At 34.6% G+C, this 14,094-nt stretch carries 16 protein-coding genes; 5 read left to right on the top strand and 11 right to left on the bottom strand.

The window, feature by feature from the left end; genetic code table 11:
- Window positions 1-2: 2 nt before the first annotated feature.
- The 11 genes from ABR854_RS23520 to ABR854_RS23470 all read right to left on the bottom strand — a co-directional run bounded on the left by ABR854_RS23520 (window position 3) and on the right by ABR854_RS23470 (window position 11,577).
- Window positions 3-215: a heavy-metal-associated domain-containing protein gene (locus ABR854_RS23520; RefSeq protein ID WP_350268306.1), complete on the bottom strand. Its 213-nt coding sequence runs from the start codon at window positions 213-215 to the stop codon at window positions 3-5.
- Between the two features lie 33 nt (window positions 216-248).
- The gene (locus tag ABR854_RS23515) at window positions 249-2,669 is read right to left on the bottom strand and encodes a heavy metal translocating P-type ATPase (protein WP_350268305.1); all 2,421 of its coding nucleotides are present in this window, start codon (window positions 2,667-2,669) and stop codon (window positions 249-251) included.
- 154 nt (window positions 2,670-2,823) lie between these two features.
- A complete protein-coding gene (locus ABR854_RS23510; RefSeq protein WP_350268304.1) occupies window positions 2,824-4,200 on the bottom strand; it encodes a DUF2911 domain-containing protein in 1,377 nt (458 codons plus the stop codon).
- A gap of 28 nt (window positions 4,201-4,228) precedes the next feature.
- A complete protein-coding gene (locus ABR854_RS23505; protein WP_350268303.1) occupies window positions 4,229-4,582 on the bottom strand; it encodes a heavy-metal-associated domain-containing protein in 354 nt (117 codons plus the stop codon).
- Between the two features lie 92 nt (window positions 4,583-4,674).
- Window positions 4,675-5,109, bottom strand: coding sequence for a Rieske 2Fe-2S domain-containing protein (locus tag ABR854_RS23500; RefSeq protein ID WP_350268302.1), 435 nt, complete (start codon window positions 5,107-5,109; stop codon window positions 4,675-4,677).
- A gap of 33 nt (window positions 5,110-5,142) precedes the next feature.
- Entirely contained in the window at window positions 5,143-6,600 is a 1,458-nt protein-coding gene (locus tag ABR854_RS23495) for a multicopper oxidase family protein (protein ID WP_350268301.1), read from the bottom strand.
- Between the two features lie 23 nt (window positions 6,601-6,623).
- Complete coding sequence (locus ABR854_RS23490; protein ID WP_350268299.1) at window positions 6,624-7,688, bottom strand: YncE family protein; 1,065 nt, start codon at window positions 7,686-7,688, stop codon at window positions 6,624-6,626.
- A gap of 12 nt (window positions 7,689-7,700) precedes the next feature.
- On the bottom strand, window positions 7,701-8,264 hold the full coding sequence (locus tag ABR854_RS23485) for a helix-turn-helix domain-containing protein (RefSeq protein ID WP_350268298.1): 564 nt from the start codon (window positions 8,262-8,264) through the stop codon (window positions 7,701-7,703).
- Window positions 8,265-8,281: 17 nt separating this feature from the next.
- Complete coding sequence (locus tag ABR854_RS23480) at window positions 8,282-10,489, bottom strand: TonB-dependent receptor (RefSeq protein WP_350268297.1); 2,208 nt, start codon at window positions 10,487-10,489, stop codon at window positions 8,282-8,284.
- A 98-nt stretch (window positions 10,490-10,587) separates the two neighbouring features.
- A complete protein-coding gene (locus ABR854_RS23475; RefSeq protein WP_350268296.1) occupies window positions 10,588-11,022 on the bottom strand; it encodes an HYC_CC_PP family protein in 435 nt (144 codons plus the stop codon).
- A gap of 177 nt (window positions 11,023-11,199) precedes the next feature.
- Window positions 11,200-11,577 (bottom strand): helix-turn-helix domain-containing protein, encoded by a 378-nt coding sequence (locus ABR854_RS23470; protein WP_350268295.1) that lies wholly within the window; start codon window positions 11,575-11,577, stop codon window positions 11,200-11,202.
- Between the two features lie 176 nt (window positions 11,578-11,753).
- Between ABR854_RS23470 and ABR854_RS23465 the strand changes: the two genes are divergently transcribed.
- From ABR854_RS23465 to ABR854_RS23445, 5 genes are all read left to right on the top strand, one after another.
- Entirely contained in the window at window positions 11,754-12,035 is a 282-nt protein-coding gene (locus tag ABR854_RS23465; protein WP_188764984.1) for a hypothetical protein, read from the top strand.
- Window positions 12,036-12,050: 15 nt separating this feature from the next.
- The gene (locus tag ABR854_RS23460) at window positions 12,051-12,332 is read left to right on the top strand and encodes a helix-turn-helix domain-containing protein (protein ID WP_350268294.1); all 282 of its coding nucleotides are present in this window, start codon (window positions 12,051-12,053) and stop codon (window positions 12,330-12,332) included.
- 13 nt (window positions 12,333-12,345) lie between these two features.
- Window positions 12,346-12,492 carry a hypothetical protein gene (locus ABR854_RS23455; RefSeq protein ID WP_350268293.1) on the top strand — a complete coding sequence of 49 codons (147 nt, stop codon included), beginning with the start codon at window positions 12,346-12,348 and terminating at the stop codon, window positions 12,490-12,492.
- 15 nt (window positions 12,493-12,507) lie between these two features.
- Complete coding sequence (locus tag ABR854_RS23450) at window positions 12,508-12,795, top strand: hypothetical protein (protein ID WP_188764987.1); 288 nt, start codon at window positions 12,508-12,510, stop codon at window positions 12,793-12,795.
- 409 nt (window positions 12,796-13,204) lie between these two features.
- The gene (locus ABR854_RS23445) at window positions 13,205-13,822 is read left to right on the top strand and encodes a hypothetical protein (protein WP_350268292.1); all 618 of its coding nucleotides are present in this window, start codon (window positions 13,205-13,207) and stop codon (window positions 13,820-13,822) included.
- Window positions 13,823-14,094 lie beyond the last annotated feature (272 nt).

Here is a 14,094-nt window from a genome sequence, read left to right as displayed (position 1 = left end):
TCTTAATTCATATTTTCTATTTTAAATCCAGTCTTTTTAATCGCTTCTCTAATGACTTCTGATGAAATGCTGGTGTCGTTGACGGTCAAAACTTTATCAGGATTAGCAATATCTATATGCCATTTGTTTTCCCCGACAATAACATTGAGGGTATTGGTTACTCTTGCTACACAGCCCCCACAATTAATATTAGTTTTGAATGTTTGATTCTTCATGAGTATGTTTGTTTGATTATAATTTTATAAATTTTATAAACTTCTGCCTTTCAATCTGAGACTATTACTTACCACAGAAACCGAACTTAGAGCCATCGCCGCTCCAGCAATCATGGGATTTAATAAATAGCCATTAATTGGATAAAGTACTCCAGCAGCTATTGGGATACCTATAATGTTATAAATGAATGCCCAAAAGAGGTTTTGTTTAATCGTGGAAGTCGTGATTTTTGATAACTTGATGGCTTGTCCAATTTTTGTCAAATCTGATGATATAATGGTCATTTTAGCAACATCCATTGCAATATCACTACCCTTTCCCATAGCAATACTTACGTCTGCCTGAGCTAAAGCACTACTATCATTGATGCCATCACCTACCATTGCTACTACATTTCCTTTTTGTTGTAGCGATTTTATAAATGCGGCCTTCTGAGCAGGTAAAACTTCAGCCTGAAAGTTATCAATTCCTGCTATTTTGGCTACCAAAGCGGCAGTTTTAGGATTATCACCAGTGAGCATATATACTTGAACGCCCTTCTTTTTCAATTCCTCAATAGCATTTTTAGATGTTTCTTTAATTTGGTCTTCAATGGCTATTACAGCTAATGCTTCAATAGAATTGGCAAACCAAATAACAGTTTTGGCCTGTTCGAGCCAACTTTGGGCTTTTTCTTGAAGGACGGAATCTATTTGAATAGTATGATTGACAAGTAGATTTTGATTACCAATGAAATAGCTTTCTTTGGCTACTTGTGCTTTTGCCCCAAAACCAGTAATACTTTCAAATTGATTTACCAAAACAGGAGCAACTCCTTTAAAATAATTGACAATGGCATCAGCCAAAGGATGTTCTGACTGTTTTTCGATTGAAACCAATGCTTCAATTAAAATGGGGGCTTCTTTTTTCCAATAGATATTCGTAACTGTGGGTTTACCTTCGGTTATTGTACCTGTTTTATCTAAAACCACTGCATTGATTTTCGTTGCTATTTCAAGACTTTCGGCATCTTTAATCAAAATTCCATTTTCAGCACCTTTCCCTACACCTGCCATTATTGCTGTTGGGGTGGCTAATCCCAAAGCACAAGGGCAAGCAATTACTAAAACAGTAACCATCGTGAGTAAGCCTTGTGTGAATCCATTTTCACCACCCAAAATAATCCAAGTAATTAGGGTAAGGATAGCTATGATAATAACAATGGGTACAAAAATACCTGCAATTTTATCTACTAATTTCTGAACTGGAGCTTTACTGCCTTGTGCTTCTTGAACCATTTTTATGATATGGGCTAAGACTGTATCGCTTCCAATTTTAGTAGCTTTGAATTGAAAACTACCTTTTTGGTTGATTGTACCCGCAAAAACTTTATGAGTAACAGTCTTTTCAACTGGAATGGGTTCTCCACTCAACATACTTTCGTCAATAAAAGAACTTCCCGAAATGATTTTCCCATCAACAGGGATTTTTTCACCTGGCTTTACCAACATTACATCTCCTATATTGATGGTGGTTATAGAAACTTCCATTTGATGCCCACCTTCATGCACAATAGTAACGGTTTTGGGTTGTAACCCCATGAGCTTTTTTAAGGCAGATGATGTTTGTCCTTTGGCTCTTTCTTCTAACCATTTACCCAATAAAATAAAAGCAATAACAACCGCAGCCGCTTCAAAATATACATGTGCGTGTAAGCCTTTGCTATGCCAATAACTTGGGAATAGGGTATTAAATACGCTAAATAGGTAGGCTACCCCTGTACTCAAAGCTACCAAAGTATCCATGTTGGCAGAACGATGTTTGGTTTGCTTCCAAGCATTGATAAAGAATTGACCACCAAAAATGAAAAGTACAGGTGTTGCTAATGCCCACATGATGTAGTTTCCGAAAGGCAAATCCATGAAAAACATGGCAATGATGACAATAGGAATAGATAAACTAATAGCCCCTATTGTTTTTCTCTTTAGTGTGTCAAATTTTTGAAGTTTAGCTTTTTCTAATTCGTCTTTGGCTTCTGCACTTTCATCAATCAATAAATCGTAACCAATTGACTGTAAGGCATTTTTTAGTTCTTTGGGTTCAATAATTGTGGGGATATACTCTACTTGAGCCATAGCATTGGCATAATTTACACTTGCACTGATAACACCATTTTGATTTTCAAGGATAGACTGCACGCTACTGGCACAACTGGCACAAGTCATATTAGATACGGAGAAGTTTTTCTTAAAAGTTGTTACCTCGTATCCTAAATCTCTGATTGTTTTGACCGATTTGATAAGCGTTTCATTATTAGGCAGAGACGTAATAACTGCTTTGTTGTTATTTAGCTCAACTTTATGGCTCAAAACACCTGTAACATTGCTTAGCCCTTTGTCGATTATCAAGGCACAGTGTTCGCTTTCTACTCCTTCAAGGGGTATATCGAATGTGATATTTTTGTTAGTATCCATTTGTCTGATTGTTTAATATGACAAAGATATAGGGGGATAGAACAAATTTGATTACAAGTATTTTGATTAGATTTATATAATTTTCTGAATAGTATTTTTCAGAAAATCAAAAGAGTTCAGTGATAATTCTTGAACCCTTTTGACAAAATAAAACCTACTTTATAGTATCTGTTACGCTGCCACAAGTAAGCATCGAACTCCCGTAGTACGGATTTTTAACTGCACTTTCATTACTCAACCATGCTGCTTTTTTCATTGGGCAATATTGCTGATAAATAGGCTCACTTGATAGTTTTACTCCTTTTGCCAAAGTATAAAAATTATCAGAAAGGCTTTGGAAAATCTCTCTTTGCTTCTTCAAATCTTTTGAATCAGCAATTTTCTGAGCATCAGCAATGATTTTAGTGTTTACTTTCATAAACTCCATGTGCTGCTTCATTTCCATTTTACCCATATCAACGGCTTTCATAGCAGTTACTAATGCCGTTGCCGATTTGGCAGATGCACCCGCATCCGACTTTACTAAGGCATCTTTTATCGCATAGTAAGCATCTAATAGTGGTTGTAAATTGGTTTTAGCTTGTGCTTTGTCATTATTTATCGAAGCCATGTCATGCCCACTATGTTCAGAATGGTTGTCGGCAGTCATTGGATTGGCGGCTGGTGCGGTTATACCTGTTATTTTCTGCCATTCTTCTACCTTCTTTTGCCAGTTGGCAACTGCGGTTTTCATGTTCTTTTTAGCACCCAATTCAATTGCTTTTTGAGCTGATTTGATGGCGGCTGGATAATCTTTTTGTTCTTCTAAGATTTTTGTGGTCAAATTGGCGTAAACAAAATTGTCGTCAACCATTTCTTCTGATTTCTTCGACCATGCAAGGGCTTGTTTCAAATCTTTTTTATTAGTCAAATAGTATTGAGCCGAAGCACTGAAAAATTTAGCATCTTCTAATTTCTCAATGTTGATTTTTTTGTTGATTTCATTCATTACAACGACATCAGCATTGCTTTTAATTGGAACTTTTATCTGTGTATTTTCCCAATTGATATACAAATTTGCGGTATGGTCTTGCGTAATATCTTCTAAAGTAATCGAGAAAGACTCATAAGTTCGAGAGGTCGTTTCTGGCTTGATTTTGATTCGGAACAAATCCTTTTTTTCATCATAACTGAACGCTCCGTGTCCTGTTGTATCTGTATTTAAGATAACCGTCCATTCGTTGGGATTCGGAATCGTAAAAAGGGAATACGTACCTTTTTTTACTATTTGTCCACCAAATTCGATTTCATCACTAAAAGTAATACGTGTACTTTCACCTGCACCTGTACGCCAAATTTGGTCAAATGCTACTAAGTTACCGAACACTTTACGACCACGCATCAGCGGTTTTTCATATTTGAGGCTAACCTCTGTAAAACCTATCTTTTGTTTCCATTCAGCTTCGGGGCTTGGTGGTGGTGTTTTTAGTTCAATTTGGGCATTTGTGAAATGAGAAATGCTTAGAAATAATATGATTGCGATTTTTTTCATGTCAATTGTATTATTGGTTAAAAGAATGTTAGTTTTTCATCGGCTCGCCATCTTTTTTGCAGCATGAAGGTAGTTTTTCGTAGCTTTTTTCATTGGCAATTGTTTCATCTGCATCATAACCAGCATCGTTGATAGCTTGCTTGATTTTGGTGGCATCTGTTTTCTTTGGGTTGAAAGTTACAGTTACAACCTTGTCTTTTAAATCAAGATTTGACTCGCTTACTCCCTTTGTAAAAGCTAATTGCTTTTCGATACGTTCTTTACACATCTCACATATTGCCGATGTTTTGATTTTTACTTTTGCAGGTGGTTCTTGAAGGTTTGCCATTGACAAAGAACCAATTATTGCTAATCCAGTAGTTAAAAAAAATCTCCTTTTCATTGTATTGTTATTTTTGTTAAAATTTTGTTTTCAAACTTTTGTAATGTTTGGTGTAAGTGATACTACCACTTACACCAAACAAATTATTAAGGTCAGCCAATCATTAAAGTTTTGCCCGAGTCCATCACCATTACAGGGTAGGTTTTAAGCCCTTTACTACCATTAGCATTCAAACCCATACCCATTGTGTCAAATCTTGCTTGATGTGCCGTGCAAAGGAATTCATTACTTGAAGTGAAAGTAACTTGTTTTCTTTGTTCATGGCTACAAATTAAAGTTACAGCAACATAGCTCCCTTGCATTGTCCGAGCGATGACTACATCATTTTTTATGATATATCCTCCATTTTTTGTAAGAGCTACATTAGCAGAGTCGGTTAAGTCTATATTAAATTGAGCAACATCTGGAACAACTGATGCAACATTTTTACAAGCTCCAACACAATATATTGCCATGAGTGCAGCACCACCGAAACCTAAATTCTTTAAAAAACTACGTCTTTCTATTTGCAATTGATTATTTTTCATTGATTGTATATTAATTAAGTAATTAGAAATTAATTATTTTACTTCAAAATTAAGCATCATGCCATCATCTTCATGTTCGAGATTATGGCAATGGAAAACGAATTTTCCTTTTTGCTCAAATTTCACAATTACTTTTACTTTTTCGGTTGGAGCTACCAAAACTGTATCTTTCCATGCTTTTTCTTGTGGCAAAATAGCATTTCTACCCCCTGTTCGACTTAATACCTGAAATTGGACACCGTGAATGTGCATCGGGTGTGGTTCATCGCCAGTAGAATTATCGAACTCCCAAGTTTCGGTTGAGCCAACTGCAACAGTTTCGTCAATTCGGGTAGCACTATATATTTTGCCATTAATTTTGTGCATCCCGCCATTCATACTTGCCATATCCATTGTCAAGGCAAAGGTTCTATTCTTTGTGGCATTACTCAGTTTTGCAAGTGAAAGCAAACTGCTTGGCACTTTGAATGTATCAGTTTCTTGCTTATTTACTACAAATTTCATAATCTTAAATGCTTGTGTGCCTTGTGCCGTACCCATACCCATAAAGGTTTTGTTTTCCAAATACACTTCTGTATTAAGAGCTATATTGGTAAAATCAACCAAAATATCAACCCTTTCGCCCGAAGCAAGAAGTAATGAGTTGACGGATTCAGGTTTTTCGAGCATTCCACTATCTGCTCCTATGACATAAAAGTTTGCTCCATTGCTTAGGGATAAATTATAAATCCTTGCTGATGAGCCATTTAGCACTCTAAAACGATAAAAACGAGTGGAAACATTCAGATATGGCGAAGCTGTACCATTGACCAAAATATTATCGCCCATATAACCAGACATTATTTCCATCATAGTTGGGCTGTATTTAATGGTGGCATCAGTATTAAAGCGTTTATCCTGAATAACCAAAGGCACTTCGTAATTACCATTAGGTAGGTTTAGTACCTTTTCTTCGGGACTTTCAACGATGAAAAAACCAGCTAAACCTTGTGTTACTTGTTTTCCTGTTAATCCGTGTGGATGTGGGTGATACCAATTTGTACCTGCTTGCTGATTAATAGTAAATTGGTAATTAAAATTTTCATTTGGCATTACCATTTGGTCGGGGTGTCCATCCATTTCGGCAGGAATAACCAAACCATGCCAGTGAATATTGGTATGCTCGGCTAATTGATTGCTGAATTTTACATTAAAATTAGCTCCCTTTTGAAGCCTAAAAGTTGGTCCTAATAAGCCCGAACGATACCCAATATACTTGGCATTTTTTCCATCCATGACAGTATCTTGCACTGCTTGTGCAATCATACTACTTGGGCTTGTAATTGTTTCAGGAATTTTTAGAGCATTTTTAAAAGTCGTATCACCACTGACAGGAACAGGGTCGCTACCTCCCATGTCCATATTACCCATACAACTTGACATTAGAACGGTAGAACTTAGTCCAAATCCTAATTTTTCGAGAAAATCTCTACGGTTAATTTGCTTGTTCATTCTTAAATAATAGGTTAAATAAATTAAAGTTTAATGACAATTCCATTGGGTTTTAAACCAACATTGAGTGTTTTAGTAACCTTATGTTGCATTATATCAATGACTGATACGCTGGCAGCTTCTTGGTTGGTAACATAGGCATTTACTGCATTGAAGGCGATGGCATGAGAACCTGCACCAGTTGTAAAAGAGCCTGTTCGTGCCATTTTTCCATCCGCTCCTTTTGTCCACCAATGTACTTTTCCTGCGGTTGGGTCTGTTACCCACATTTCTTTCATATCAACTTGGTAAGCAACAAAACCTGGCATAAATCCTAATGTAACTGTTTCGATTACTTTTAGGGTTTTTACATCAATAATTGAAACCGTTTGTCCATCTTCATTATCTACATACATTCGATTATCAGCACCAACCCAAGCACCAACTGGATTTTGCCCAACCGCTATTGTTGCTAAAACAGTTTTAGTTATAGGGCTAATTGCTGAAACATTATTGTCTTCTCCATTGGCAACAAAAGCAACTGTTCCATCAAAAGAAAAAGTAACTTCGGCAGAGCCATTTCCAACCGTTATTGTATTTTTGAGTGCATAGGTAGTGGCATCATAAACCAATACTTTCCCATCAGTTTGAGATGTCCAAATCTCTTTTCCATCAGGAGAAAAAACAGCGTTGTGATTAGACATCGGGACATCAAAAATTTTCACATTTGTACCTTTCATGGCATCCAAAACTGCAACTTTGCCTGTACCAGCATGAGTACCTCCTGCATGACCTGCACTCAAATCAACACCTGGTGCCGCCACTGCGATTTGAGATTTTGCTGCATTGATATAAATATGATGGGGGTAAGCTAAAAAGCCAGGCGTTGCGGTATGGCCAGCACCATGAGTCGAAGTGCTTGACCCATCAGTTAGTTGAATAGTGGTAGCAACTTCGTTGGTATTTAGATTTATAACCGATAAAGTACTACTTTCACCATTGACAATATAGGCCGCTGGATAATTGATATTTTGTTCGGGCTGAACATTACTCATGTCCATACATGATACTACGCCCAAAACTAAAACTGAGAAAATTACTTTTTTCATTTTGAAAATTATTTAAAGTTGATTGATGGAAATTCGTTTATTGGCTTTCAATTCTTTAAAATGGCTCGGTGTGAGTCCAGTTATTTTTTTGAATTGCATAGATAAATGCTGCACACTACTGTAATACATCATATCGGCGATTTGACTCAATGATAATTCATCATAAACCAAAAACTCTTTTACCTTTTCTATTTTTTGAGTAATCAAGAAATGTTCGATTGTAGTACCTTCTACCTCAGAAAATAAGGTTGTTAAATACTTATAATCTCGGCCAATGTTTTCAGCGATATAAGCTGATTGGTTGATTTTTTTTAGCACTTCTGACTGGTTTTGTACCAATTCAATAATTATCGTTTTGATTTTCTGAACAATTTGCTTGCGTTTATCATCTATCAATTCAAAACCAACCGTTTGCAATTTCTTCTCAATGATTTGTATTTGTTCGGGAGTTAATTCATCTAATATTTCAATCTCGCCTAATTCTATACTTTTTACTGTTATTCCTATTTTTTTGAAAAGGTCTGCGATAACCATTTTACATCGGTCGCAAACCATATTTTTTATATATAAAATCATGATTTTCGATGTTTGGGTTATTTTATTTTATATCTCATTCCTGCATAAACCATTCTGCCAATAACTGGCCCCCAAGTCATACCAGCATCATAATGTCGTCCAAATGGGTCATTTGATGAAATAATTGGGTTTTTCTGGGTGAAATTATTGAGATTTTCTCCACCAACATACATATCCCATTTTAAGAAAGTCTTGGTAATTTGAGCATTGATGTTTGAAAAAGCAGGAGCAGTGGTAAGTGTACCAGTACCTGCTGACATCATCGAATGCTCGGACATGGCGGGCATTCGTCGAGAGCCGTTCCATTGCCAAGTAAAATCAAATTTCCATTTATCGTAAGGTAGAGCATAGCCCATATTAAATAAGATACGGTCTCGATTCAGAAATTGTTTGGTCATTAATGCCAATGTTCCATTTTCTGTTTGGAAATCATTTTTTACATCAAACCAACGATAGGCTATTTTGAAGTCAAAACGTTTGATTGGGGCGAAATTCAGTTCTGCTTGGTAGCTATTAGAAAAAGAGCGACCTTTCAAATTATAGAAACTTAAATATCCTGCTTGCTCCATATCTACTACCAATTGGTTTTGAAAATTAGTGCGGTAAGCATCTACAATGAAGGAAGCTTTTTGTCCGAATAATTCAAATTCGTTAGATAGACTTAACCCATAGTTCCATGATTCTTCAGGTTTTAAGTTGTTTTCAATGGAAATTGCCCTTGAACTTACCAATAAACCATAATTTTCGGCTAATGGATTGGGTACTCTCCAACCTTTTCCTGCACTGGCTCTTAAATGCACTGACTTACTAATATCATATTTAGCATGAATTCGGGGTGTGAATCGAGTACCATAGAGGTTATGAAAATCTACTCTACCACCTGCTACAACTGTTAGTTTTTCGGGATATGTATAGGTATATTCAGCAAATACACCTGGTACTGATTCAGTTCGTAAACGAGGATTGATGCCTGTAAATGTTTCATTATAATCATCTAATAAATAACTTGCACCTGCCTTATATTGATGATTGGTATTATTGATAATATCTTGATAAATCAAATTGGCATATATAGTATTTTGGCGACCAGAATAATTGCGTAATCCAAAGAATGATTGATTGTTATGAATTGTACCATTCAAAATTAGACCCAAACCTCGATAGGGGGTACTTTGAAATAGTTTGGCTGTTTTGCTAAAAAACTCCATTCGTTTGGTTTGACTGCCAAAACCATAGACCAAAGACGAACCTTGTAATTCGGGTTTGAAGTTAGATTGACCACCCAAACGGTCTTCGTATAAGGCTTTAACTCCGAACTGAGCCATCATCTTTTCATTCTGAAATTTCCAACGATTAATTACATTATATTGATTATAAAGTGGAATATCTAAAAAACTATCTCCGTTTTTATCAATGCGATTTTGTAAGGTAGAAGCATGAGTAAGCAAAGCTGTTGACCATTTTTTATTCAATTTCTTTGCTAAGTTCAGATTGATTTCGCCACGCCCAAAGCTATTTACATAGGTATTCAAATACAATTTATCAGCCATATCAGGTTTTTGGAGTTCAATATTGATTTGACCAGTCATTGACTCATAGCCATTTACAACTGACCCAGCTCCTTTGCCCACATCTATTGAAGTTATCCAAGTACCTGGCACATAGTTTAGTCCAAACGTTGTGTTTAACCCACGAATATTTGGAATGTTTTCAGTATTGGTTTGGACATAATTTCCGCTCAACCCTAACAATTGGATTTGTTTTGAGCCTGTAACGGCATCAGCATAGCTTACTGATACACTTGCATTGGTTTCAAAACTCTCAGAAAGGTTGCAACAAGCGGCTTTGGCAAGTGCTTTGGTGGTGATAATCTCAGTTTGAATAGGATTCAGACGGTCTATCACACTGGCTTCACTTCTCACAACTACTTCTTGTAAGGTAGAAGATTCCGTTTGGAGATAAATCGTTTGAAAATCATTTGAATGAACCATTATCGTATCGGTTTTATAGCCAATCGAACTGATTATTAATTCATGATTTTGAGAGGTTTTTGGAATAGAAAATTTTCCTTCAATATCGGCAGAAGTGCCATTTTTACTGTTTTTCCAACGGAGTACCGCACCGATAAGAGGTTCGGTTTTGCCATCAATTTTCTTTTCTAATACAATTCCTTGTAGGTTTTGCGAATAAGCTGTTGTAGTAAATAGTAATACGAATAGTATCACTATCTTATTGATATTTTTTAACATAAAATGATTCAATTTATTGAACAATAGAAAAACTACCTATTGAAAAATAGGCACAAGAAGTTCAACAAACAGAATCAAATTAAGAAAGATTGGATGTGTACGAGCAGTTTTCTACCTGCATTTGGTGGAGCGGTATTATAGTAATGTGTTACTTTAAATGATACAGGTTCACTCGACCAGTTGAAAGTAGAAAAAGGTGAAAAAGAACAACACTCACCGATAAAAGTAGGGATAATCAGTGAAAATTGATTAGCATTTGATGAAGCGGTGTTAATATGAACAAAAGTAGAATGTTCTTCACAACACTTAGTCCGTTTAAAATTTGCTTTTGAGGATTTCGCTTCCTTTTTAAGCATTTTTTGTGGACAACATTTAGGCGGACTGGATAAAATGAAAGTTTTTTTACCCTTTACTTTACATAAATGTTCTATCATAGCAAATCCAGTGCTTGCAAAAAGCACTTGAAACGCCATGAAAAGACACAATATGCGAGTGAGTATTGGTTTCATTTTATGAAAATAATTGCAAATATTGTTATTGTTTTAGTAAATCCTGTTATATTTTGTTCAGAATGGTTTATATAATTTTCGTATCAGTATATTTGCCTTCTTAAGGCTGATAAGGTTAGAATAAATTGATTTTCATAGATTTCAATTTATTCTAAACCCAACCCACCCATGTTATTACTATGCTTTCAACTCGGACTCTATGACTTTATCAATACGTTTATCGGAGATATTTTTTATTAATTCTTCCTGTAATTGTATGATTTTATCTTTCAATGTATTATTTTTTTCTAACTGGTCATAATACTTTTCCTTAAAAGTATCAGGTGAGAAAATCTGAATGGTTCTGATTTCTGAGCGGCCTTGAAGCCAATCCATCGAACAATTATATTCTTCACAAATTCGTAATGCTAAATCCCAGCTTGGGTTTTGCTTACCTTTCTCTATTTGTGAAATTGTGACAGCCACTACACCGAACTTCTCGGCAAATGCTGCTTGTGTAAGGTCGCCTCTAAGCTCTTTTAGGCGGTCTTTTACGGTTGTATTATTTGGAATCATTCTAAATATGGGACATTTATGTAACTAATTGGGTTTTTATTATTCTTAATAACGTAATACATTATATATTTATAATTAATAAATATATACGTATTATAATTACGTAATATTTATTACAGCGTAATTATACACAAAAAACAAGTATAAATCAAACTGTCTCATTAAAATTCATTCTTATGCTGTCATCATCTATTGCTCAAATCCGTCAAAAAGAACGTGAAGAAGTTGAAAATCGTAAAAGTGCTATTCACACTTTACTCAAAAAATTTAGTAAACATAGAGGTTGGAAAAAAGCTTTTCTTGCAAGCAATCCAATGTTTAATAATAATGTTGGAATCACTATGATTACGAATGCTCATACAGGCAAAGTATCAAACCAACATTTCTTGGAAGCTCTCAAAGTATTCGATGAATCTGTTCAAAATGAGCGACCTGAATGGTATAAAATTACACAATAAAACGCACTTTTTTCAATGGGAACGACTGTTTTAATTCAAATATCACTCGATGATTTGCAGGATATGCTTCAAAATGCTATTAAAACTGGTGTTAATGAAGCTCTTCAATCGAAGCAAACGGTAGTTGCTCGAACCAAAATTTCTCGCCAAGAAGTGGCAGCTATGTTGGATGTAAAACCAGATTATGTTTATCAACTGACAAGTAATAAAGAAATCCCTTTTCATAAACCTGGCAAAGCAGTAATTTTTTATAGAGAGGAAATAGAAGCCTATATAGCAGGTAAAAGGATGGTTTAGAAATCTTGAAATTATGAAAATCAACTACGGATATTTATGTCAGTGGATAATATTTTTACCAATTCTGCTACCAATTTTACTCATTGGTGGGTTCGTTAATGGCTTTTTAGGAATCTTAGAGATTATCAAAAGAGATGTTATCGAAACTATAATCAAATAAAATTAAATAACCTGAATGGAAACAAAAATATATAGCTCAGAATTAGAAGATTTTATTCTGGATTTTAGAGAATATAGCATTGATAATGATGAAAATTATAAGGCCGCTCAGGTAGATTTTCAATTTTCAAAAAACTGTATTGATGAACTTATAGAGTTAAAAACAGAGGTACTGGATGGTATAAATGAACCTAAACTATATCAAATCACCGAATTTGCCTATGATTTTTTACTTCAATCGTTAACTAAAAAGAATATAACTCTTTTTGGAAACATCGTTGAATATGCTGCAAAAATAGCCTGAAACACATAAAATATAAACAATTTTATCACCTATAATCTCCCAAAATATGAAAAAGCACTCCTTGAAAAACTGCAACAGTCCGCCCTCAAAATCATTTATATCATTGTGTTTTAGAGTTATGTAGCTACGATTCTAAAACATTTAAAGCAAGCTGAAAAACTCAGTGATGAAGTTTTATTGCCCAAAAAATGGGCATTTTTTTAAAGCCCGATTCCATGTTATTCGGTTAGGGGTTTCCTCGTCCGAGTCTTTATATATAAAGCGTTACTCAAAGAGTACCCTTACTTAAATCGTTATCTAAACGTTAGTCAGAGTAACGTTATTCAGATTAACGTTAATGGCAAAAAGTTTTTTGTTTTGGGGAAAGAAAATGTTTCATTTTTTTAGAATATTTTGAACAGAAATAAATATGAATACACCCATCAGTCAAAAAGAGAAAAAGAGATTTAAGTTTGTCGGCGATAGAGAAAGAGCCACTTATCGTTGTGAGATTTTTCTTCGCCCCGAACATTGTTACAGCAATAAAGATGGAACTGGAGCAGTGATGTTTGACGGTTATTCAAAACATAAATTCCACGATGAACCAAAGGACAAAGAAAAATGTCTCACAAATTTTGTTCAACGAATCGTTGCAAATGGTTATTTAGAAAAAGCTTATTACATTGCCTTTTATACGAATAAAAATGTAGGTAAAGACCAAGACGAATTATTACTTGAGTTTAATCCTTTACAGTGGAAAAAATTGATTGTTTCCCAGAGAATCATACAAACTTATTTTGTTCTGAATGACTATTTGATAAAACTGAATGAGATAAAAATTTCAACGCCTGCATCAAAAGAATTAAAACCCGAATATGCTGAAACTTCTAAAGCATCAGAAATAGAACTTTTTAAGATGTATAAACATCGTTTTGTTACAAAAGAGGCTCTTATTCAACATTGCCGAATGTTAAAAGAACGAAAATTCCCTCAAGGAAGGGTTGAAGGATTCTATTTTGCTTATCTCAATGCTTACCCGTTCTCTTGAATATATTTTATAGTAATTTAATATTTTCATTTAAAATAAATAAATATTATATTTGAAAATAAATATATTGCAAATGCAGACTTGTCAAGGAATATTTGCAATTTAATATTTTCATTTTAAATAAAAAATATTTAAAAAAGAAAATTTATTACTAACGGATATGTAGAAATACTTATTTTTTAATTAATACAATCAATTTATGAAAAAGCAGAATGTTCCCTATTTCGATTCAAGTTAAAACCTTAAATACTTCAGATTTATATTTTTTTATT

This window comes from Emticicia sp. W12TSBA100-4 (assembly GCF_040253585.1).
Classification (GTDB): Bacteria; Bacteroidota; Bacteroidia; order Cytophagales; family Spirosomataceae; genus Emticicia.
The sequence above is the reverse complement of the archived record's forward strand: the minus strand, read 5'-3'. Positions and strand labels throughout refer to the sequence as shown.